Raw genomic sequence first — 22,806 nt, 5'->3', positions numbered from 1 at the left:
TCTCTTTTAAGTAAGAGGCTTTTTTTGTTAAATAGTAAAAATGATATCCACACTGGAATTATGATAAACTAAGAAGAGGAAACATTTATAAAGGATGTGAAAAAAATGAGTCTACAATTTATCCGTGGAACTGCTGAGATGGATTTAGAAGAAGCACTTTTACAAGCGTCTGTCCAGTGGTTATCTGATGAAGGGGCACATGAAGTTTTTTATTTAGTACCGAACCACATGAAATTTGAGCAAGAGATCAATGCACTTAAACGAATAAAAGAAATCCAAGAGAATCATAGTGATTCGATTGCAACGATGCGCTTTCAAGTGTTTAGTTTTTATCGATTGGCATGGTACTTTTTACAGCATACACAATATTATGGCTCTGAAATCCTTTCTGAAGCAGGAGCCGCAATGGTCTTCAGAAAGATCTTATCAGAAAATGAAGAATCACTAAAAGTCTTTCGTGGGGAAGTCAATAAATCAGGGTTTATTCAGCAGTTATTTGACTTGTATCAGGAAATGAAAGAAGGCAATATTGATTTAGATGAGTTATTTGGTCAATTATCGGGAACAAATTCAGATAGTAAAGAACAGGATTTACAATTAAAAATTCAAGATATTAAATTAGTATTTTCAAAATTTGAAGAAACAATGACTCAATACGGAATCAAATCAGCAGAAATTATTAATTATTTGACAGAATATCTAGAAACAAAAGACTTACACAATGTTTTATTCGTAATCAATGGGTACCATAATTTTTCCGCAAGGGAATTGAAATTGATTGAAACATTGATGCGTCGCGGAGGCGAGGTTAAAGTTTCTTTAGTGTTGGATAAAAAATATCCGAATGAGTTACCATCGCCAATGAACTTATTTTATGAGACAGGGACGACCTATCAAAAATTGTATCAAATAGCTAGAAACGCCAATGTAGCGATATTGCCGGATTACGTGGAAAAAAAGAAGAAATTGATTGCAAACGGTAGTTTACAAACTCTTGAAAAGTATTGGATCGAGGCTCAAGAAAGTCATCCGAAAAAAGGCAAACGAGGAATCACGGATGACCATGTGCAATTTTGGTGTGCAGAAAATCCTAAGGAAGAACTCAATCACATTGCGAAAGAAATTAGAAGATTAGTTGTGGAAGAACATTATCGGTATAAAGATATTCAGCTGTTAACAAGAGAACTGGATAGTTACGAAACACTGATCGAACCGTTATTTTCGATGCATGAGATTCCCGTTTATTTGGATCGTGATATGGCAATGGAACAGCATCCTCTAGTTGAATTTATTCAGTCTTTGTTTGCGATACATGCCTACCATTATCGTTACCGTGATGTATTGCGTTTTTTAAGAACAGAATTATTTTTTCCAATTGAGGATCAAACCTCAGTTGAAGACTGGCAAATACAGCGAAATGAATGGCGTCGTAAAATAGATGTAGCTGAGAATGTTGTTTTAGCCTATGGATATGAAGGATATCATTGGGTGAAAAAGAAGGATTGGCACTTTATCCGTTATGATTTCGAAACAGAGCAGCAGGATGATACTGAATTAATTGAAAAAGATTCGAATGCTGTACGAAATATGATCCAACAAACTGTCCCAACGTTTTTTGAACAAATTCAAGAAACGAAAACAGGAATCGAAGCAGCAGACTATTTTTATCGTTTTTTAGTGAATAATGGGGTCGAAAAACAATTAATGATGTGGCGCAATCAAGCAATCGAGAAAGGTCAATTGGAAGACGCTCGTAATCATGAACAAACGTGGGAAGCATTAATGACGTTACTAGATGAGTATGTGACAATTTACGGAAATGATTCCTTTGATTTAACGCTTTTTGAAGAAATTTTTTCTAGTGGTTTAGAAGGTCTACGCTATAATAAAGTTCCGACTGCAATTGATCAGGTACAAGTTCGATCAATGGATCTTGCTCGACCAGGACAAGCTAAAATTGTTTTTGCTATTGGTTTGACGGATCAAGTATTGCCGCAAAAATTTGATAATAAGACCTTATTATCTGATGAGGAGAGAGAATACGTCAATGGACATTTAGACGATGGGCAATTTTTATTGAATGATACGAGAAAAAGCATAGCCAAAGAACCCTTTAACGCGTATATCATGTTTACGTCGGCGACGAATCGTTTGTATTTTACTTATCCTACTGTGAAAGATACCGCTAAAGACGTAAAAGTATCACCTTATTTAACCAATATTCAAAATGACTTAGGGGTTCGGATGCAACAAAGAAATGGACTCACAATTTTAGATAATGAACAAGTCAGTCTTGAACATATCGGGACATACCGAACATTAATCAGTGATTTAACCAATCTAAAACGACAAAAGAAGGAAACGCAAGAAGGAATGTTGTCTTTCTGGCTTGTATTAGAACGTGAATTAATGAAACAGTCACAAGCAGCACTGGCAACCCACGTTTTTGAAAGTCTTGGACATCAAAATTTACCAGAAAATCTAGAGGAACAGTTGGCAGATGAGTTATATACTAAGACTATTTATACATCAGTCTCTAGAATGGAGAGTTTCTATCGTTGTCAGTATCAATATTTTTCACGTTTTGGATTAGGATTAAAAGAAAGAGATGTTTTTGGTTTATCGCCAGCTGCAACTGGAGACTTTTTCCATGAAGCGTTAGATCAGTTCTTTAAATTATTGATTATGCAGAACAAGCAATTATCTGAGCTGACAGATAGAGAAGTGAATGAGTTTACAGAACAAATCTTGAATACTGTATTTGGTGAGATTAAATTTTCGATTCTTGATACATCTAGTCGAATGAATTATATCCGTTATCAACTTGGCCAAACAATCAAAAAAGTGAGTTGGGCATTAAAACGTCAAAGTGAACGTAGTGGGATGACGACGATTCAAACGGAAGTTCTATTTGGACAAATTGCAAGCCAAAAAGGAATTAGAGGCCTAGAATTACCATTGAAAAATGGCGGTAATATCAGTGTTCGGGGGAAAATCGATCGTTTAGATCAGTTAGTGACACCAGATTCTCTATACTTAGGAGTCGTTGATTATAAATCTAGTCATAAGAAATTTAATATTACAGAAGCTTATTATGGCTTAGCGATGCAGATGCTAACCTACTTAGATGTTGCTTTGATGGATGCTGTGAGTTTGGTTGGTCAATCAGCTAAAGCAGCCGGATCATTCTATCTGCATGTTCACAATCCCATTCTTCCATATGAAACCGAAGATAAAAAAGAGCAGCAGCTGTTAAAGAAATTCCAATTTGACGGCTTGTTATTGAATGACCCAGTCTTGCTTGAGAATCTAGATAGAAGTTTGCAAGCCAAACAAAGTTCATTGATTTTCCCAATTGAGGAATCAGCCAAGGAATTGATCAAACCTGGGCGTCGTCAAGAAGATAAATTTGTAACAGAACCTGAATTGGAAGTATTATTGACTCACAACCGTAGTAAATTTATTGAGGCTGGTAACAAGGTGACAAGTGGTGAAATCGATTTAAATCCAGCCTATCAAGGAAAAGAACGCATCGCATGTCGTTTTTGCCCATTTAGAAGTGTGTGTAATTTTGATGTTATGTTGAAGGAAAACAATTATAATCGAATTGAAACCTTATCTAAAAAAGAAGTGATGGATCGGTTGATTGAAAACGAGCAGGAAGGAGGAACGAGTGATGAGTAAAGTTATTCCATTACGTCCAGAAAATGAACAATTTACCGATAACCAATGGCAAGCTGTTTTTGATGGAGATGAAAATATTTTAGTCTCTGCTTCTGCTGGTTCTGGAAAAACAACGGTCCTTGTTCGTAGAGTAATCGAAAAACTCAAAAGTGGCGTTGATATTGATCGAATGTTGATTGTAACGTATACGGAAGCGGCAGCAAAAGAAATGAAAGAGCGAATTCAAGTCGCTTTACAAAAGGCAATAACAAACGAAAGTGAGCAAGATAGAAAACAACATTTTATGAGACAATTGACCTTACTTCCGACTGCGAATATCAGTACATTGCATGCTTTTTGTTTAACTGTGATTCGACGCTTTTACTATTTGATCGAAATGGATCCTGTCTTTCGATTGTTGACGGATGAGACCGAAATGTTACTGTTAAAAGAGGATGTGTGGGATGAACTTAGAGAAAAATTCTATGCTGAAAACGAAGAAACTTTTTATCAGCTGACGAGTAATTTTTCTAATGATCGTAGTGATGATGGTTTAACGAAATTGATCTTTTCACTATACGAGTTTGCACGTGCTAATCCAGATCCAGACGAATGGCTGATTCATCTAGCAGATAGTTATCAAGTTGTTGGAAGTTTAGGTGATTCAGCGTTATTCCAAAAGTATTTAAAACCGCAAGTTATGGAAAGTCTATTGCGTTGTGTGGATCGTTATGAAGAGATGATTCGTATGTCGGAAGGCGAAGAAAAGTTAGAAAAAATCGCTATTCTCGCTAGAAATGAAAAAGAGTTCGTTGAAACCTTTACTAGTCAATTAGCAGATAATGATCTAGAGTCAGGATTTGACATTTCAAAAACAATTACCTTTGACCGTTATCCTACAGTGCGTGATGAAGAGTTGAAAGAAATAGCAGCCCAGGCGAAAAACTTGCGTGAGCAAAATAAAAAAGCTATCAACGACATTTTAAGTAATCTCTTTACGTTGTCTCCAGAACAAATGAAGGAAATTTTAGAACAATCACAGCCGCTTGTGCAAGAAATGGCTAAAGTAGGAAAAGCATTTATAGAGACATACAGCAAACAGAAATTAAGAAAAGGTCTCATTGATTTCAATGATTTAGAACATTTTACATTGGCAATCTTAGCAAAAAAAGAAGCAGGCACATGGCTTGCGACGGAAGCATCTAAGTATTATCGAGAGAAATTCGATGAAGTATTAGTCGATGAATACCAAGATATCAATCGATTACAAGAAACGATTCTTTATTGGTTAAGGCGACCAACTGCTGAGGAAGGCAACCTGTTTATGGTTGGTGATGTGAAGCAATCAATTTACTCTTTCCGTTTAGCTGATCCAACACTATTTATTGAAAAATATAATCAATATGGGCAAAATAAGGATGGAAAACGGATTGTTTTAGCTGAGAATTTCCGTTCTAGGAAAAATGTTTTAGATTTTACCAACTTAGTGTTTGAACAGTTGATGGATGAACGGGTGGGTCAAATTGCATACGATGAGGCAGCAAAACTTGTACATGGTTTTGACCAATTTGCTGAAGCTGAAAATTATGATACAGAACTATTGATTTATGAAAAGAAATCGGAGCAGTTGGAAGACACACTTAAACTAGATGATACTCAATTGATTTTAGAAGACAAAACTGAAGGCGAACTGCATATGACAGCGCTGAAAATCAGAGAGTTGATCGACAAGAAATTTTTGATCTATGATAAATCGACCAAAGAAAATCGACCACTGACCTATAAAGATATAGTGTTGTTGACACCAACGAAGAAAAACAATTTAACGATTTTAGAAATATTCAAACTAGCTGGAATCCCTATTCAAGTGAATGATGCGCAAAATTATTTCCAAGCGACAGAAGTTCAGACGATGGTCGCACTCTTGCAAATTATTGATAATCCGTATCAAGATATACCGCTAGCAGCCGTTTTACGTTCGCCCATTGTTGGGTTGAAAGAAAACGAGTTAGTGATGATCCGTTTGGCAGCTAAAAAAAGTTCGTATTACGAAGCGTTTTTGACATTTAATCAAAACGAAGCTGTTGAAAAAGAGCAACAGATATTAAAAGAAAAAACAACGGAATTTGCTGACTGGTTAGAACAATGGCGAGAAATTGCTAGACGGAACCAATTGTCAACATTGATTTGGCAAATTTATCAAGATACTGCGTATTTGGATTATGTTGGTGGTATGCCGGCTGGTAAACAAAGACAGGCAAATTTATTCGCGTTAGTTGATCGAGCAGCCAGTTATGAACAAACAAGCTTCCGAGGATTGTTTCAATTTGTTCGTTTTATTGAAAAAATGCAGGAAAAAGATAAAGACTTAGCTGAACCTGTGATTTTGAGCGAAGAAAATGCAGTTCGAGTGATGACCATTCACGCGAGTAAAGGGTTGGAATTTCCAGTAGTATTTATTCTAGATATGACTAAAGAGTTTAATCTTGGAGACTTGAATGAACGCTATATTTTCGATGATCGTTTAGGTGTGGGAATACGTTATCTTGACCAAACAGATCGAATGCTTTATGAAACTTTACCATTTCTAGCAATCAAACAGGCAAAACTAAAAAAATTACTATCAGAAGAAATGCGAAAATTATATGTAGCTTTGACCAGAGCAGAGCAAAAACTTTATTTAGTAGGATCATATAATAACAAAGAAGCGGCTTTTAAAGAATGGTTAAAAGTGGGAGATGTTCAGACGAAAGTCTTGCCTAGTGAAAATCGTTTACAGGGAAAAAGTAGCTTGATGAACTGGGTCGGGATGAGTTTGATTCGCCATCAAAAAATGGCTGAATTTCAAACGGAGTTCGTTGTGGAGAAAATTCCTGGAATCACCAACCATTCTGCTGGTTTTACTATTGGGTTTATGACTGAAAAAGACATCCAAGAACAGTTTGCCACACTCCAATTTGTTGAGACAAGTTCTGAAAAACGAGAATGTATTGAAAAAAGTGATTCAAACATTATAGAAAAAGGTCTTCGCCGATTAAATTATGACTATCCATATCAATTGTCAACCAAAACGACGAATTACCAATCAGTATCTGAAATTAAACGAGTATTCGAGGACCCAGATAATAAAGAAATCGCTAAAATTGAAGTAGACGAAAAAAATACAATGCAGCCAACACCTATGATTGTTCATCGAATGAGTGAAGGCGAGTTAGGTAAACCTAGATTTATTGAAACGATTAGAAAACCATCTGCAGCAGAAATTGGTACTGCAACACACTATTTATTGCAGCTTTTGGATTTAAATGAAGAACCGACGAAAGACAGTATTGTTCAATTGATCAATGAATTAGTTGAAACGAATATCATTCAAGATAATGTGGCAAAACAAATCAGTAGTGATGAAATTCTTTCATTCTACCAAACGAGTTTAGGTCAACAATTATTAGAAAATCCGGACAAAGTTGTTCGTGAACAACCATTTTCAATGTTGTTGAAAGCGGAAGAACTCATCAAAGATTATCCGAAGGAGACCCAAGATGATTTATTGATTCATGGAATGATCGATGGCTATCTTGAACAAGAGGACAACTGTATTCTTTATGATTATAAAACTGATTTTGTTCAAGACATTGACAATAGTGCAGAAATCAAAAAAATTATCTTGCGATATAGAGGCCAATTGAATTTATATAGAAAAGCATTAGCTCAAGCAACTAATAAGGATGTCAAGCAGGTGTTGCTCGTATTATTGTCTGCCAGAATTATTATTGATATGGACAAAGAAGAGATTGTTGAAAAAATGAATTAATGAAAGCAAATCTACTTACAAATTGTAAGTTGTATGCTATACTCAGTTCACGAGGTGAGGAAGATGGAGCAAGTAAAAACAACCGAGTTTTCATTATGTCCTAAATTCGAGAAAGCATTTGCGATTTTAGGGAAAAAATGGAACGGTTTGATCATTGATGTCTTGTTGGAGAACGGTCCTCAACGATTTGGTGAGTTAAGACAAAAAATCCCTGAACTAAGCGATCGGGTTTTGGTGGAGCGCTTAAAAGAATTGGAAGGCGAAGGAATTATCTCAAAAGCAGTTCGCTGTGATGAGAGTAGCCGTCTAGAGTATTTTCTCACGAATAAAGGCAAGGACTTACAACAAGCAATGGAACAAATTCAGAGTTGGGCAGAAAAATGGGTTACTTCAGAAGAATGCTGTTGACCTTAGACTTAATTTCTTGTAAACTGTAATCAATTGAATAACAAAAAAACAGTGATGGAAAAGAGTAGTTTTGTAGATACGGAAAGGGAAAACCTGTCATAGACTGGAAACAGGTTGCGTAATCGGAAAATGAAGTTCACTTCCGGAGTTTGTTTGTTCCAAAGAGAACAGACCGGTGAAAGCCGTTATAAGAATTGAGTGCATGATTTTTTGTCATGAAGTAGGATGGTATCACGATAGCTCGTTCCTTTTAAGAGGAGCGGGCTATCGTTTTTTATTTGATTCATGCTTTAGAGGCATGTGTACATAATGTCTACAGCCTGGAACTCAGTTCAATTATCAAACAATAGAAAGGAATAGAGACATGACATTAAAAGCTCAATTAGAAGCTTTACGAGATGAAACATTGCATAATATCCAACATGTTACTGATCTTAAAGCGCTAAACCAAATCAGAGTAGAAACATTAGGAAAAAAAGGCCCCATCACCGAAGTGTTGAGAGGGATGAAAGATCTATCAGCGGAAGAACGTCCAGTAGTTGGAAGTTTTGCGAATGAAATTCGTGATCTATTGACTGAAGCTTTAGAAACACGGAAAGAAATTTTAGAGACTGAGGCATTAAATGAAGCTTTAGACCAAGAAAAAATCGATGTAACGTTACCTGGTAAACAAATGGCTCATGGTACTCGTCATGTGCTATCTCAAGTAATGGAAGAAATCGAAGATATTTTCGTTGGCATGGGGTATCAAGTTGTAGAAGGATATGAAGTTGAGTCAGATCATTACAATTTTGAGCGTATGAACTTACCTAAAGATCACCCAGCTCGTGACATGCAAGATACATTTTATATTTCTGACGAAATTTTGATTCGTACACATACATCACCTGTACAAGCTAGAACTATGGAAAAACATGATTTTTCAAAAGGCGCATTGCGTATGATTTCTCCAGGGAAAGTATTCCGCAGAGACACTGATGATGCGACACACAGTCACCAATTCCATCAAATCGAAGGCTTAGTTATCGATAAAAATATTACAATGGGCGACCTCAAAGGAACACTGGAAGTTGTTATGAAAAAAATGTTTGGGGAAGATCGTAAAATCCGTCTACGTCCAAGTTATTTCCCATTTACTGAACCTTCAGTGGAAGTTGATGTTAGTTGCTTTAAGTGCGGTGGTGCTGGCTGTAATGTCTGCAAACAAACAGGTTGGATCGAAATTTTAGGTGCAGGGATGGTTCATCCAGATGTCTTATCAATGTCAGGAATCGATCCAAATGAATATACCGGTTTTGCTTTTGGCTTAGGTCCAGATCGTGTAGCAATGTTGCGTTACGGTGTTAATGATATTCGTAATTTCTATCAAAATGATTTACGTTTCTTAAATCAGTTCAAGGTAAAGGAGTAGTCGACGATGTTAGTTTCTTATAAATGGTTAAGTGAGTATTTAGATCTTTCAAAAATTTCTGCAAAAGAATTATCTGATCAAATGTCTTTGACTGGAATCGAAGTCGAAGGCGTTGAAGTACCAGAAGAAGGTTTGAAAAAAATTGTCGTGGGTGAAGTCAAAGAATGTGTACCTCATCCAAATTCAGATCATTTATCGATCTGTCAAGTTGACATCGGTGAAGAAGAATTGTCGCAAATCGTTTGTGGTGCACCAAATGTCAAAACGGGCATTAAAGTGATCGTAGCTTTACCAGGTTCTCGTATCACTGGGAACCAAAAAATCAAAAAAGGTAAAATGCGCGGTGAAGTATCAAATGGCATGATTTGTTCATTACAAGAATTAGGCTATTCTGATAATGTGATTCCTAAAGCATATTCTGATGGAATTTATTATATGCCAGAAGATGCAGTTAACGGGGAGGATGTCTTTTCTTATTTAGATATGGATGATCAGATTATCGAATTATCCATTACACCTAACCGTGCTGATGCTTTAAGTATGCGTGGCGTTGCATACGAAGTAGGGGCTATTTACCGCCAAACACCTAAATTCAATGATGATTATGTAGATGAAGATACTAGCGAAACAGCAGAAAACTATCTTTCTGTTGAAGTGGAAGATAAAAAAAATGTACCAGCGTATCAGATCAGAATCATTAAAGATGTAAAAATTGCTGAAAGTCCATTGTGGTTGCAAACGCGCTTGATGAATGAAGGCATTCGTCCAATCAATAACGTAGTGGATGTAACAAACTACATTCTTTTACTATTTGGTCAGCCGTTACATGCGTTTGATTATGATAAGTTAGAGAGTCAAACGATTTTAGTAAGACGTGGCAAATTGAACGAAGAAATTGTTACTTTGGATGGTGAAACAAGAAAAATATCTGAGGAAAATATCGTCATTACAAACGGAAAAGTTCCAGTGGCTTTAGCTGGTGTAATGGGTGGTGCGAATTCAGAAATCACTGATGGAACAACTACTGTTGCCTTAGAATCAGCGTTATTTGATTCTCTATCTATCCGTAAAACATCAAAAGAGTTTAATTTACGTAGTGAATCTTCAAGTAGATTTGAAAAAGGAATCAATCATGCAACGATTGGCGAAGCTGGTGATGTAGCGGCAGCGATGATTGCTAAATTAGCGGGCGGGACGGTCGTTTCTGGAAAAGTGATTGGCTCTGAATTAACTCTTGAAGATGTAGTAGTAAGTGTCACGATTTCACGAATCAATGAATATCTAGGTACTGAAATGGATCAAGCAACCGTTAGTGAAATTTTTGATGCGTTAGGATTTTCGTACGAACGTGATCAAGATAAATACATTGTGACAATTCCACCAAGACGTTGGGATATTTCAATTGAAGCAGACTTGATCGAAGAAGTTGCACGTATTTATGGCTATGATAATTTGCCATCGACGTTACCAAAAGGAGAAACAGTAGCTGGCAGTTTAACGAGCGGTCAACTAGCAATTCGTAAAATCAAAAGTTTGTTAGAAGGCTGTGGGGCCAGTGAAGCCATCAGTTATGCTTTAACAACCGAGGAAAAATCTCGTCAATTTATGATGAGAGAAAGTATAACAACAAGTTTACAATGGCCAATGAGTGAAGAGCGGTCTGTTTTAAGAATGAATTTGATTTCAGGTTTATTAGACGATGTAGCCTATAATGTTGCACGTAAAAACAACAATGTTGCTCTTTATGAAGTTGGGCGAGTGTTCTATCAGGATAATGACCCTAAAAAGGGATTACCATATGAAGAAAATCATTTAGGGATCGTATTATCAGGAAGTAGTGCAGTGAAAGATTGGCAAACAAAAGAAGTGCCCATTGATTTTTATACAATTAAGGGAATGCTTGAAGTGTTATTCGATTCTGTAGGAATTTCTGACAAGATCGTTTACGAAGCAACAAAAGGTAATCAAGACTTACATCCAGGTAGAAGTGCTTTAGTAAAATTAAATGATAAAGTGATCGGTTTTATCGGACAAGTTCATCCAACAGTCGCGAAAGAATATGAGATTACTGAAACATATGCAGCTGAATTAAATCTTCAAGCACTTATAGAAGAAGAAAACGATGCGTTAGTTTATCAGCAAATTTCCAAATTCCCAGCAATTTCAAGAGACATTGCGTTATTAGTGGATGAAACTGTTACAAACCAAGACTTAGTTGCCATCATTTCAAAACATGCTGGTAAATTCCTGCAATCTGTTCATTTATTTGATGTTTACCAAGGAGAGAATATCGCTGAAGGAAAAAAATCAATGGCGTATAGCTTAACGTTTGTAAATGCAGAAGCAACGTTAGTAGATGAAGAAATCACTTTTTCAATGGAAAAAGTGGAAAAAGCATTAGTAGAGGAATTTGATGTAACGATTCGATAAAAAAATAAAAGTGTATCGCAAATCTATCAATAGTTTTGCGATACGCTTTTTATTTTTATGCCCAATTTCTCGAAAGCCATCTTGAAAATTGGGAAATTGAAAAGTTGATGACGAAATACATTAAAGCCACAAGACCATAAATAGCAAAGACTTGTTCAGTTTGCGCGTAACGTCCCATTAAAATATAAGATTTACCAAATAGTTCTTGTAATGCAATGACCGAGTACAAGAAACTAGTATCTTTGATCACGGTCACAAATTGAGAAACGATAGCTGGCAATACATTTCGAATCGCTTGAGGTAAGACGATATGCAACAGAATTTGAATATTACTAAACCCTTGTGAACGGGCAGCTTCTTTTTGTCCTTTATCTACACCGTTCAACCCACCACGGATAATTTCAGCTAATGCAGCAGTAGTGAAAACAGTGAAACTGACAATACCAGCTGGAGTAGATTTGATTTTAAAAATCAAGAAAATGACATATATCCATAATAAATTAGGAATATTCCGGACAATTTCGATATATAAACTAGCTAAAAATTTTAGAAATCCACTTTTTTTGTTTCTCAATACGGCTAAAAGGGTTCCAAAGATTGTACTTAAAACGATTGAAACAAAAGAGATATAAAGAGTAAGCTTCAAACCATCGAATAAAAAGCGCAAATTATTGCCGGTCAGAAGTTGACTCATTTGATCTGAAAAAGACATGTTTGCATCCTCCTATCTGGTATAAGCTTTCTTGTTATTTTCTTCAAGTTTCCTAGCTAAATTAGCGAGTGGGAAACAAAGGATAAAGTAAAGTAATCCTGCTACAGTAAACGCTGGAATATAATTCAAATTAATTGAAGACCAACTATTCGCAGTGAACATTACATCTGCTCCGGATATAATCGCAACGGTCGACGTATTTTTTATCAAGTTGACGATTTGATTCGTAAGCGGTGGTAACATAATTCGCCATGCTTGTGGTAAGACAACGTAGCGCATAGTTTTTCCATAAGAAAAACCTTGAGAATAAGCTGCTTCAAATTGACCTTTTGGAACAGCACCAATTCCAGAGCGAACAACCTCTGAAATATAAGCACCATGGTATAGACCAACGCAAATAATAGCGATAGTCGTGGTTGAAAAAGTCAACATCGGACTAATTAAAGGAAACCCATAATAGACTACGATAAATTGAATCAACAAAGGGGTATTTTGAAAAAACTCAACATAAATTCGACTGATTACATTTAAAAATTTATTCTGCATAGCGGATAGACTACCGAAAAAAATTCCTAATAGCATAGCAACAATCAGTGAGCCAATAGCCAATAAAATAGTATAGAGGAAAGCATCGCCAAAAAGTTTCCAGTCTTTAAATAATGCTTCCCAACGATAGAGTGCAAAAGGACCTGCATTCGCTATAATGAACATGTATTTTCCTCCTAAATTCTAATAAATTGCATAGAACCGCGAAGTGCTAGTCTAGATTCCACGTTTTGTAAATTTTTTCCAAGGTACCATCTTTTTCCCATTTTTCAATGGATTTATTCAACTGATCATTCAATTCAGTATTGGCTTTTTTCGTTGCGATGCCATATTCTTGTGGTGAGAAACCATCTTTAAGGATTTCTGTACTAGCGTCGACATATCCTGTCAAAATCGATTTATCAACTGAAAAAGCATCGATTCGTTTTGAAGTTAAGGCAGTTTTTAGTTCCGGATAAGAACCAAGTTCTTGGTATTTAAAGGATACACCTAATTCTTTCGCTTGTTTTTCAATGGCTTCTTTTGTAGTCGCTGATTGAACGACGCCAATAGTTTTTCCATCTAAACTAGCAGTATCAGTGAATTTATCTGCCTTTCTAACTAAGAAACCAACTTCGTCTTTATAATAAGGTGTTGTGAAATTATACGTTTCTTTTCGCTCATCGGTAATGGTAAACGTCGCGATGACCATATCCAATTCACCATTATCTAATAAAGGACCACGAGTTTTAGCTGTTACACCAACAAACTCAACATTATCCTCGCTGCCTGTTAATTCTTTTGCGATTAGACGAGCGATGTCTGGTTCCATTCCCTCGTTTTTATTTGTGTCTGGATTCATATAGCCGAAATTAGGGACATCTTCTTTTACACCAACTTTAATAACACCAGCATCTTTGATTTTTTGAAGAGTAGTAGTTCCTTTACTGCCAGAATCAGCAGAATTCTTATCATCTCCACTGTTACCACAACCTACAATTAAACCGAGTAATAGAGTAAGGGATAATGCTGCCACTAATTTTTTTGTCTTTTTCATTTTAAAATTCCTCCTTGTAATTGATTTTGTGTATTAATTATGAATAATTTTGCTTAGGAACTCTTTCGCACGTTCATTTTGAGTATTAGTGAAAAAATGTTCGGGTGTTCCTGTTTCGATAATTTGACCGTCATCCATGAAAATGACTTTATCAGCTACTTGGCGAGCAAAGCCCATTTCGTGGGTTACACAAATCATCGTGATGTTTTGTTTGGATAAATCAACCATAACATCCAAAACTTCTTGGATCATTTCAGGATCAAGTGCCGAAGTCGGTTCATCGAATAGAATGATCTCTGGATGCATATTCAATGCTCGTGCGATAGCTACTCGTTGCTGTTGTCCTCCAGAAAGTTGAGCAGGGTATGCATTCGCTTTATCAGCTAACCCGACTCTCTCTAAGTATTCCATACCAGTCTTGGTTGCTTCTTCTTTACTAACGCCTTTGACTTTAATGGGTGCTAGCGTAAGGTTTTGGATGATTGTTTTGTGTGCATACAGATTAAAACTTTGAAAAACCATGGCCACTTTTTGGCGAACCTTTTGAACGGGAGCTTTCGGTTCGGTAATGTCGATTCCATCAACAAATATGTGTCCATCCGTGACTTTTTCTAACCGATTGATACAACGAATCAAAGTACTTTTACCAGAGCCGGAAGGGCCGATGATTACGATCTTTTCTCCTTCGTTGACTTTTAAAGAAACGTCCTTTAATACGTGATGTTCCCCAAAAAACTTATTTACATGTTCCAACGAAATCATGGTCATTCTCCTTTATGTATAGAATTGTCACATCATTTTTAAAATAAGCGATGCGATAGTGAACAAATAAATGATTGAATACTTTAAAATAACGATTGATATTATATTAAACTGAGAATACGGTAAGATTCTTTTATAAAACTACTTATCCAATGTGTTAAGAATAGTATGGAACACAGTAGTTATATAATGTTCTTTTTATAAAAACAGTTTTCTTTTTTATTTAATCCTATCATCATAAATCTATCCATTCGTTAATGTTAGAAATTATAACATATGGAAAATGAGATTGCTAGTTTTTTTTTACTTAAAAATAAAAGTCCTTAAAAAGCACACAAGAAATAAAATTCCCGTATAAAGAATGATATAATAGAAGCAATTGATGTTGAAGCTTGAAAAAAAATAGTAAAAAGTAGAGAATAAGAGTGTTGGAAAAATACTGTAAAGGTTTGATTGACTTGAAGATTCATGAAGCAATAGGTTTTATAGATTCCGGTGTCGGAGGACTGACGGTAGTGAAAGAGGCATTAAGGCAACTACCAAATGAACGTTTGATTTACCTTGGAGATACAGCACGCTGTCCTTATGGGCCGAGACCAGCTGAACAAGTAATCGAATTTACTTGGGAAATGACCAATTTTCTTTTAGAAAAAAATATTAAAATGTTAGTGATCGCCTGCAATACTGCGACAGCAGTTGCATTAGAAGAAATCAAGGCGAAATTAGATATCCCTGTTGTAGGTGTGATTATGCCAGGAACAAGGGCTGCATTAAAAGCAACGAAAAATAGTCGCATCGGTATTATCGGCACTGTTGGAACAATCAAAAGTCGCGCTTATGAAGAGGCATTATTAAGTAAAGCACCCAAAACATTTGTTTCAAGTTTGGCTTGCCCAAAGTTTGTTCCAATCGTCGAAAGTAATGAGTTTCACTCATCTGTAGCAAAAAAAGTTGTATCAGAAACGTTAAACCCATTACAATTAAAGAACTTAGATACCTTAGTTTTAGGTTGCACTCATTATCCATTATTACGCCCTTTGATTCAAAACGTTATGGGAGACCAAGTAAAATTGATTGACTCTGGGGCCGAAACAGTGAGTGAAGTTAGTATGCTATTGGACTACTTTGATATAGCGAATACCCCACAACACCATAATGAACCAAATGAATTTTATACAACGGGCTCTGCGAAAATGTTTCACTCCATTGCTAATGACTGGTTAGATATTGAGGTATTAAACGTTGAGCAGGTGCGATTATCGACGAAGACATGTGGAGGAAGATAAATGATTAGACATGATGGAAGACAAGCGAAAGAATTAAGAAAAATTACCATTGAGACGAATGTTTATAAACATCCTGAAGGATCAGTAGTAATTTCGTTTGGCGATACAAAAGTAATTTGTTCTGCGACGGTGGAAGAAAAAGTCCCACCATTTTTAAGAGGTGAAGGAACTGGTTGGGTGACAGCTGAGTATAGTATGTTGCCAAGAGCCACTAACACAAGAAATATCCGTGAAAGTGCTAAAGGTAAGTTGACTGGACGAACTATGGAAATTCAACGCTTGATTGGGCGTTCATTACGTGCTGTAATCGATTTAAAGAAACTGGGAGAAAGAAGTATCATCGTGGATTGTGATGTTGTACAAGCAGATGGCGGAACTAGAACTGCTAGTATTACAGGTGCTTTTGTCGCTATGAAGATCGCAGTAGATAAAATGATTAAAAGAGGAGAATTACAAGAAAATCCAATCAAAGAGTATTTAGCGGCTGTTAGTGCTGGGATTTTAAGTGATGGAAATTGTGTTCTTGATTTAAATTATGTAGAAGACTCTGCTGCTGTTGTAGATATGAATTTAGTAATGACCGAATCTGGTAACTTTGTTGAACTCCAAGGAACGGGAGAAGAAGCAACTTTTTCAGGAGATGAGTTGAATGCACTCCTATTCTATGGCAAAACCGGCATTGAACATTTGATTGCCTATCAGAAAGAAGCGTTAATGACTCAAGTAAATGAAAAAACGTTTACTTCAGAAGAACAAACTATCGTGATTGCGACGAGAAATTCTGGAAAAGCGAAAGAATTCAAAAAAATGTTTGCTGAAAAAGGCTATCAGGTCAAAACATTATTGGATTACCCAGAAATACCGGATGTTGAAGAAACTGGGAAGACGTTTGAAGAAAATGCTCGTTTAAAAGCAGAAACGATTGCGGATCATTTAAAACAACCAGTTTTGGCGGATGATTCAGGATTGATTGTTGATGCATTAGGTGGCAGACCAGGGATTTACTCCGCACGTTTTGCTGGAGAGCCCACGAATGATGCTGCGAACAATGCTAAATTACTACATGAATTAACGGGAGTACCGAAGGAAAAACGAACGGCTACCTTTCATTGTACGCTCGTGTTCGCTTCCCGAATAAAGAAAGTTTAGTTGTTGAAGGGAATTGGTCAGGAGAAATTGGAACGATTCCAAGAGGCGAAAATGGCTTTGGCTATGATCCTTTATTTTTCGTGCCAGAAGAGCAAAAAACAGCGGCTGAACTTTCAGATGAACAAAAAAATGAAGTCAGTCATAGAGGTCAAGCTGTGGCAAAACTAAAAAATCAATGGGTAGAATGGTTGGAAAACTAGGAGGTTGTACATGAAATATCTAGTAGTAAGTGATAATCATGGTGATCGTGATGTGTTAGTTGATTTAGCACAAGCTTATCGAGGGAAAGTGGATAAAATGTTTCATTGTGGGGATTCAGAATTAGCGCCTACTGATGAGTTGTGGGATGATTTTATAGTTGTAAAAGGCAATTGTGATTATGATCCTGATTTTCCCAACACAATCGTTGAAAAAAGTGGATCAGATACTATTTTTATGACACATGGTCATCTAGCCAATGTCCGCTCAGGTTTGACAAGTTTAGCATTGCAAGCTGAAGGAGCCAAAGCCAATGTGGCATTATTTGGTCATACACATGAGATTGGTTGCGAAGTCCGGGCAAATGTTCTTTATTTGAATCCAGGGAGTATCAGTTTACCTAGAGGGCCGATCCAACTTAAATCTTACGCAATTGTTGAGAGCACACCAGATCAATTTATTGTTCAGTATTATGGTCGTGATCACAATCCGTATAAAGAACTGCATTTTATTTTTAATAAAAAATAGCTTTTAGATGAGGCTGGGACAGAAACTTATTTCCGAAGGGATTGCTTCTGCTCCCGCCGTTTAATCGCTAAATGTGAAGAAAATCAGTTTAAACCTTAATTTTTTTTAAGAGTTATGAAAAAAGTTTGAATTTGAAGACATTTGCATCCGTTTTCTGTACAATGATAGTTGTGGCAAAGAAAATGAAATGGAGGCACTCCAATGATTGGAACTGCTGTAAAAGAATTATTATTAGAAAAACAAGAAACATTTTTAATACCAGCGGAAAATGTCGCAAACGTAATGTGTTTGAATCCGCTAAGTCATGCTCTATTGGTTCTATCCCAAGTGAAATATTCAAAAATCCCTGTTCTAGATAAAGGTGATCGTTTTGTCGGATTGATCAGCTTATCTGATGTAGTGGATAAAATGTTCGATATTAGTTCTGTTGATTTTGAGAAATTAACTAGTTTTACGGTAGCTGATGTGATGGAAGTCAACATTCCAGTGATTGGTGAACAGTGGGAATTAGAGGATGTTCTTCATTTGTTAGTCGATGCAGCATTTCTGCCTGTAGTAGATGACAATCAATGCTTTAAAGGGATCATTACACGCAAAGAACTCCTAAAAGCAATTAATCATATGGCTCATGAGTTAGAACGGAAAAATGTTATTTTACCTAAATCCGATGGAGAGTCTATAGAAATGAAAGTGATTTGAGTATCTGAAATTAACTATTCACATTTATCTGATTATTTGATAAGCTAAACAATGAAAAGAGTTTAAATAGTGGTTCAAAAGGAACAGCGAATTTGGAGTGTATCTATTTTATAGTTGATACGTTGCAATAGGCTGAGAATGGTCAAATCGTATACTTTTGTGCAACACTCTTAATTTGAAGGGAGTTAATTTGATGGACGCATATGAAATTATTAATTATATCGGGAATGCTGAGAAAAAGACACCGGTAAAAGTTACTTTGAAAGGGAAACTGAAAGAAGTAACTTTTCCAGATGAAATTCAAGCATTCACGAATTGTAAAACCGGGACTTTATTTGGTGAATGGAAAGTAATCAAAGAATTTTTGGAAAATAATAAAGAGAACATTATAGATTATGTGATTGAAAATGATTCACGCAATTCAGCGATACCTATGTTGGATATCAAAGAAATCAACGCACGAATCGAGCCAGGAACAACAATTAGAGATCAAGTGGAAATTGGGGACAATGCTGTAATCATGATGGGTGCCGTTATTAATATCGGAGCTGTGATTGGTGAAGGTACAATGATCGATATGGGTGCAATTTTAGGTGGACGTGCAACTGTCGGTAAAAATTGTCATATTGGTGCGGGAACTGTTTTAGCCGGTGTAATTGAACCACCGAGTGCAGAACCTGTCGTCATTGAAGACAATGTCTTGATTGGCGCAAATGCTGTTGTGTTAGAAGGAATTCGAGTAGGCGAAGGCGCTGTTGTTGCAGCTGGGGCTATTGTAGTTGATGATGTTGCACCTTATACTGTCGTTGCAGGAGTACCAGCTAAAAAGATAAAAGATATAGATGCAAAAACGAAAAGCAAAACGAACATGATGGAAGAGCTACGTAAATTATAAACAAAAACATAATACAATTGATTTTGGAAAATGAGGTTGGAATGTAACTCGCAGAGTTATGTCCAGCCTCATTTTTTTGTTATATTAAACTTTCAAATATGTAAGATAAATGTTTGCTTATTCAATTCTCTAATCGTTTGTTACTGCTTATAATCGAGTATATAAGATAAAATAGGAGGAACAAGTATTATGAAAAGCAAAAAAAAGAAATTGGTTATTGGTGGTATTCTAATTGGTGTCTGTTTGGGCAGTTATTTGCTATTTTTTTCAGGTAAAAAAAAGGTTGAACCAAGTTATAATGTGTTTACGTTAAAAGCAATGGACCCACTTATTTTAAAAGGGGAAGTTAAAGCATCTCAAACAGAAGATATTTTTTATGACCAGACTTTAGGGACAGTTAACAATATTCCAGTAAAAAATGAACAAGAAGTCAAAAATGGAGATATTGTACTTAATTATTTAAATGGTGAGGCGCAGACGCGAGTTGACCAACAACAACGATCTGTAAATAAAAGTAGCTTATCAGCGCAACAGGCAGCTCAAAATTTAAGCTTGGCACAAGCACGTTATAATGAGGCTCAAGCCAACGTTAATCAAGCAAATACTGACTATAATCAAGAAATAGATCCTGAGAAAAAAGAGGAGTTAAAAGGAAGGGTTGAACAATTAAAAGCAGGGGCGATTAGTACTAACAATGAAGTGATCCAAGCGCAGCAAGCGTTAGATTTAGCTTATGTAGATGTGAATGATGAATCTGCATCTTTAGAATCAGAACAAGGAAAAGTAACGTCATCTGTTAAAGCTTCAATCGATGGGGTAGCGATGGTCAATGAAGCAGGAAAGAAATCATTGGAACAACCTATAATCCAAGTGTTAAGCAAGACGAAGCAAATTAAAGGAATCGTTACAGAGTATGATCTAAATAAACTAAAAACGGGCCAAGAAGTCAGTGTGACTTCAATTGGTTCCAATCAAACTGCTAAAGGGAAAATTAACAGCATTAACCAGTTGCCTAAATCGACAAGCGGGAATGATTCAGAGATTCCGACTTATGAATTTATTGTGGATGGTGATTTCCCATGGGCGTACGGGTCATCTACTCAAGTTTCATTACCACAAACACAATTAGTCTTGCCAGATAAGTCGATTGTAAAAAGAGATAATGAAACGTTTGTATATGTTTATAAAAACGGTCGAGCAACGAAAACAACTGTTAAGGTTTCAGAAGTAAATGGAACAAAAAATGTGGAGTCCGGTGTGTCAAAAGGAACAAAAATCATTGGAAATCCAGATGATAACTTAAAAGATAATGCAGAAGTGCAGGTGGTTGAAAATGATTAAACTTGAACAAATCAACAAATTTTATTCTTTGGAAGAAGAAAAACTCCATGTTTTAAAAGATGTTAACTTTGAAATCAAAGAAAAAGAATTTGTGGCGGTGATGGGGCCATCTGGTTCAGGAAAATCGACCTTGATCAATCTAATAGGGTTTATTGATAAAAAATTTGAAGGAAAATACTTATTTGAAGGTAAAGAGATTACAGATTTTTCTGATCAGGAGCTTTCTGCTATTAGAAATAAATCAGTCGGCTTTGTTTTTCAAAACTTTAGTCTAATTGAAAATAATACTGTTTTTGAAAATGTTGAGTTGCCATTATTATACAATGGTTCAGCTTATACAAATACCAAGGCAAGAGTACAAGAAGTACTAGAAAAGGTCGGCTTAGTTGATAAAGGAAACAAGTACCCAAAACAACTTTCTGGTGGGCAGCAACAGCGAGTCGCTATAGCAAGAGCAATCGTGAATGCACCAAATTTTATCATTGCTGATGAACCGACAGGGGCTCTAGATTCGAAAACGTCGGAAGATATCATGCAATTATTCCAAGATTTAAATAAAGATGAAGGAGTAACGATTATTTTAGTCACTCACAATCCAGATATGATCCATTATTGCGGACGTTTAATTCGCGTTAAAGATGGTGTTATTGTGGAAGAGGAGCTGATTAAATGAATAATTATGTCATTTGGAAGACCGCTCTAAAATCAATTTTAAAAAATAAAAAACGCAGACTTTTAACAATGTTTGGTATCATTATTGGAATTGCTTCGGTGATTACGATTGTTTCTATCGGTAACGGTTTTAAACGGGATATGATCGATAAAATGTCAATGGTAAATACAAATGAAAATGTTAGCAATATTACGTTTAACTACTATGATGTGTCTAATGCATTTACCGAAAGTGACGTTTTTAAAAAAAGTGACCTTGACTTGATTAAGAATCTAAAAGGGATTAGGAAAGTCGATTTTTATAAGCCAAAACAAAAATTGACCGAACGGCAAGTAGAATTAAATGTTCGCGGTAAAAAATTAACAAAAAAAATAGAACGTGTTGAACAGACCTCTGAACCTTTGCTGGTAGGGCGTCAAATTGATCCTAATGACAACGAAACCTTAAATAAAGTGGTTGTCATTGATGAGATATTAGCACAAAAACTATATGATGATCCAGAGAAAGCTGTTGGAAAAGGATTCGAAGTGATGAATGAACTCTTTACAGTAGTGGGCGTTATCGCAAGTAGTAATGGGACGTTATCTATGGAAAACCAAGCAGCATTGGCTTACTTTCCAATGAAAAGTTACGATCATTACTTCAATAAAGCTGAAAGTCAATCAATCTTGAATATCGAAACAGAAGTGGGAGAAAATCAAGAAGAGATATTGAAAGAAGTGTTAAAACAACTTAATTTTAATGGTAGTATGAGAAATGTTGGAGAATATGAAACCTATAATCCAAAGTCTGATATAGAGCAGATGGGAAGCATTTTGGATAATCTTACGTTATTTATTTCGGCTGTAGCAGGTATCTCGTTGTTTATTGCTGGAGTAGGTGTCATGAATATGATGTATATTTCTGTTTCAGAACGGACAAAAGAAATCGGAATCCGACGAGCCTTAGGGGCGACAGAGAAAGATATTAGAAAGCAATTTTTAACCGAAGGACTGACATTGACTTTACTGGGCGGTTTAATTGGTTATTTATTAGGAATGATTCTTGGGTTACTTGCTTCTATATTTTTACCTTTCTCGGTACGACCAGATTTGTTTACAATTGGTTTGGCTGTAGGTATTTCTGTATTAATAGGAGTTGTCTTTAGCTATATGCCAGCATCAGCGGCGTCTAAAAAAGACTTAATCGATATTATGAAGTAGTAAAAGTAGTCTGTTTCATGAACTGCAGAAAAATCCAAAATTTCTCTTGATGAAGG

At 36.0% G+C, this 22,806-nt stretch carries 16 protein-coding genes, 1 pseudogene and 1 other annotated feature; of the genes and pseudogenes, 13 read left to right on the top strand and 4 right to left on the bottom strand.

The window, feature by feature from the left end:
- Window positions 1-105 precede the first annotated feature (105 nt).
- The 5 genes from AC1PU0_RS09125 to pheT all read left to right on the top strand — a co-directional run bounded on the left by AC1PU0_RS09125 (window position 106) and on the right by pheT (window position 11,723).
- A complete protein-coding gene (locus AC1PU0_RS09125) occupies window positions 106-3,684 on the top strand; it encodes a PD-(D/E)XK nuclease family protein (protein WP_206848633.1) in 3,579 nt (1,192 codons plus the stop codon).
- Window positions 3,677-7,474, top strand: a complete 3,798-nt coding sequence (gene addA / locus AC1PU0_RS09120; RefSeq protein WP_206848635.1) for a helicase-exonuclease AddAB subunit AddA — start codon at window positions 3,677-3,679, stop codon at window positions 7,472-7,474. Before AC1PU0_RS09125 ends, addA begins: the two co-directional genes overlap by 8 nt.
- 63 nt (window positions 7,475-7,537) lie before the next feature.
- Window positions 7,538-7,882, top strand: a complete 345-nt coding sequence (locus AC1PU0_RS09115) for a winged helix-turn-helix transcriptional regulator (RefSeq protein ID WP_069653094.1) — start codon at window positions 7,538-7,540, stop codon at window positions 7,880-7,882.
- Window positions 7,883-7,924: 42 nt separating this feature from the next.
- Window positions 7,925-8,134, top strand: a binding site (T-box leader).
- A 112-nt stretch (window positions 8,135-8,246) separates the two neighbouring features.
- Window positions 8,247-9,293, top strand: coding sequence for a phenylalanine--tRNA ligase subunit alpha (gene pheS, locus AC1PU0_RS09110; RefSeq protein WP_206848637.1), 1,047 nt, complete (start codon window positions 8,247-8,249; stop codon window positions 9,291-9,293).
- Between the two features lie 6 nt (window positions 9,294-9,299).
- Window positions 9,300-11,723: a phenylalanine--tRNA ligase subunit beta gene (gene pheT / locus AC1PU0_RS09105; RefSeq protein WP_206848638.1), complete on the top strand. Its 2,424-nt coding sequence runs from the start codon at window positions 9,300-9,302 to the stop codon at window positions 11,721-11,723.
- Window positions 11,724-11,778: 55 nt separating this feature from the next.
- On the opposite strand, the gene AC1PU0_RS09100 is transcribed toward pheT, so the two are convergent.
- The 4 genes from AC1PU0_RS09100 to AC1PU0_RS09085 are packed head-to-tail and all read right to left on the bottom strand — an operon-like array spanning window position 11,779 to window position 14,779.
- Window positions 11,779-12,435 carry an amino acid ABC transporter permease gene (locus tag AC1PU0_RS09100; RefSeq protein ID WP_206848640.1) on the bottom strand — a complete coding sequence of 219 codons (657 nt, stop codon included), beginning with the start codon at window positions 12,433-12,435 and terminating at the stop codon, window positions 11,779-11,781.
- Window positions 12,436-12,447: 12 nt separating this feature from the next.
- Window positions 12,448-13,146: an amino acid ABC transporter permease gene (locus AC1PU0_RS09095; RefSeq protein WP_069653097.1), complete on the bottom strand. Its 699-nt coding sequence runs from the start codon at window positions 13,144-13,146 to the stop codon at window positions 12,448-12,450.
- A 46-nt stretch (window positions 13,147-13,192) separates the two neighbouring features.
- Window positions 13,193-14,017: a transporter substrate-binding domain-containing protein gene (locus tag AC1PU0_RS09090; RefSeq protein ID WP_206848642.1), complete on the bottom strand. Its 825-nt coding sequence runs from the start codon at window positions 14,015-14,017 to the stop codon at window positions 13,193-13,195.
- A gap of 33 nt (window positions 14,018-14,050) precedes the next feature.
- Window positions 14,051-14,779 carry an amino acid ABC transporter ATP-binding protein gene (locus AC1PU0_RS09085; protein ID WP_069653099.1) on the bottom strand — a complete coding sequence of 243 codons (729 nt, stop codon included), beginning with the start codon at window positions 14,777-14,779 and terminating at the stop codon, window positions 14,051-14,053.
- Between the two features lie 458 nt (window positions 14,780-15,237).
- Here AC1PU0_RS09085 and racE point away from each other — a divergent pair, with 458 nt between their 5' ends.
- The 8 genes and pseudogenes from racE (at window position 15,238) to AC1PU0_RS09045 (ending at window position 22,750) form a co-directional block, all read left to right on the top strand.
- Complete coding sequence (gene racE, locus AC1PU0_RS09080; protein WP_206848650.1) at window positions 15,238-16,065, top strand: glutamate racemase; 828 nt, start codon at window positions 15,238-15,240, stop codon at window positions 16,063-16,065.
- A gap of 3 nt (window positions 16,066-16,068) precedes the next feature.
- Window positions 16,069-17,414, top strand: a pseudogene (gene rph / locus AC1PU0_RS09075) (ribonuclease PH).
- Between the two features lie 10 nt (window positions 17,415-17,424).
- Entirely contained in the window at window positions 17,425-17,940 is a 516-nt protein-coding gene (locus tag AC1PU0_RS09070; protein WP_069653102.1) for a metallophosphoesterase, read from the top strand.
- A gap of 201 nt (window positions 17,941-18,141) precedes the next feature.
- On the top strand, window positions 18,142-18,639 hold the full coding sequence (cbpB, locus tag AC1PU0_RS09065; RefSeq protein WP_069653103.1) for a cyclic-di-AMP-binding protein CbpB: 498 nt from the start codon (window positions 18,142-18,144) through the stop codon (window positions 18,637-18,639).
- Window positions 18,640-18,832: 193 nt separating this feature from the next.
- Window positions 18,833-19,534, top strand: a complete 702-nt coding sequence (gene dapD / locus AC1PU0_RS09060; protein WP_111248677.1) for a 2,3,4,5-tetrahydropyridine-2,6-dicarboxylate N-acetyltransferase — start codon at window positions 18,833-18,835, stop codon at window positions 19,532-19,534.
- Between the two features lie 189 nt (window positions 19,535-19,723).
- Entirely contained in the window at window positions 19,724-20,875 is a 1,152-nt protein-coding gene (locus AC1PU0_RS09055; RefSeq protein ID WP_111248676.1) for an efflux RND transporter periplasmic adaptor subunit, read from the top strand.
- A complete protein-coding gene (locus AC1PU0_RS09050; RefSeq protein WP_206848644.1) occupies window positions 20,868-21,548 on the top strand; it encodes an ABC transporter ATP-binding protein in 681 nt (226 codons plus the stop codon). Before AC1PU0_RS09055 ends, AC1PU0_RS09050 begins: the two co-directional genes overlap by 8 nt.
- Entirely contained in the window at window positions 21,545-22,750 is a 1,206-nt protein-coding gene (locus AC1PU0_RS09045) for an ABC transporter permease (protein WP_479998218.1), read from the top strand. Before AC1PU0_RS09050 ends, AC1PU0_RS09045 begins: the two co-directional genes overlap by 4 nt.
- Window positions 22,751-22,806: the final 56 nt, after the last annotated feature.

It is taken from the genome of Enterococcus sp. XAF26B05_ASV22 (genome assembly GCF_056727285.1).
Note: the sequence above shows the minus strand (reverse complement) of the source record. Positions and strands in the feature narration are given on the sequence as shown.

Coding starts and splice junctions, on each gene's coding strand:
- pheS (WP_206848637.1), top strand. CDS start 8,247: ATGACATTAAAAGCTCAATTAGAAGCTTTACGAGATGAAACATTGCAT.
- AC1PU0_RS09045 (WP_479998218.1), top strand. CDS start 21,545: ATGAATAATTATGTCATTTGGAAGACCGCTCTAAAATCAATTTTAAAA.
- AC1PU0_RS09100 (WP_206848640.1), bottom strand. CDS start 12,435: ATGTCTTTTTCAGATCAAATGAGTCAACTTCTGACCGGCAATAATTTG.
- pheT (WP_206848638.1), top strand. CDS start 9,300: ATGTTAGTTTCTTATAAATGGTTAAGTGAGTATTTAGATCTTTCAAAA.
- AC1PU0_RS09050 (WP_206848644.1), top strand. CDS start 20,868: ATGATTAAACTTGAACAAATCAACAAATTTTATTCTTTGGAAGAAGAA.
- AC1PU0_RS09125 (WP_206848633.1), top strand. CDS start 106: ATGAGTCTACAATTTATCCGTGGAACTGCTGAGATGGATTTAGAAGAA.
- AC1PU0_RS09055 (WP_111248676.1), top strand. CDS start 19,724: ATGAAAAGCAAAAAAAAGAAATTGGTTATTGGTGGTATTCTAATTGGT.
- AC1PU0_RS09070 (WP_069653102.1), top strand. CDS start 17,425: ATGAAATATCTAGTAGTAAGTGATAATCATGGTGATCGTGATGTGTTA.
- AC1PU0_RS09085 (WP_069653099.1), bottom strand. CDS start 14,779: ATGATTTCGTTGGAACATGTAAATAAGTTTTTTGGGGAACATCACGTA.
- cbpB (WP_069653103.1), top strand. CDS start 18,142: ATGATTGGAACTGCTGTAAAAGAATTATTATTAGAAAAACAAGAAACA.
- dapD (WP_111248677.1), top strand. CDS start 18,833: ATGGACGCATATGAAATTATTAATTATATCGGGAATGCTGAGAAAAAG.
- AC1PU0_RS09090 (WP_206848642.1), bottom strand. CDS start 14,017: ATGAAAAAGACAAAAAAATTAGTGGCAGCATTATCCCTTACTCTATTA.
- AC1PU0_RS09095 (WP_069653097.1), bottom strand. CDS start 13,146: ATGTTCATTATAGCGAATGCAGGTCCTTTTGCACTCTATCGTTGGGAA.
- addA (WP_206848635.1), top strand. CDS start 3,677: ATGAGTAAAGTTATTCCATTACGTCCAGAAAATGAACAATTTACCGAT.
- AC1PU0_RS09115 (WP_069653094.1), top strand. CDS start 7,538: ATGGAGCAAGTAAAAACAACCGAGTTTTCATTATGTCCTAAATTCGAG.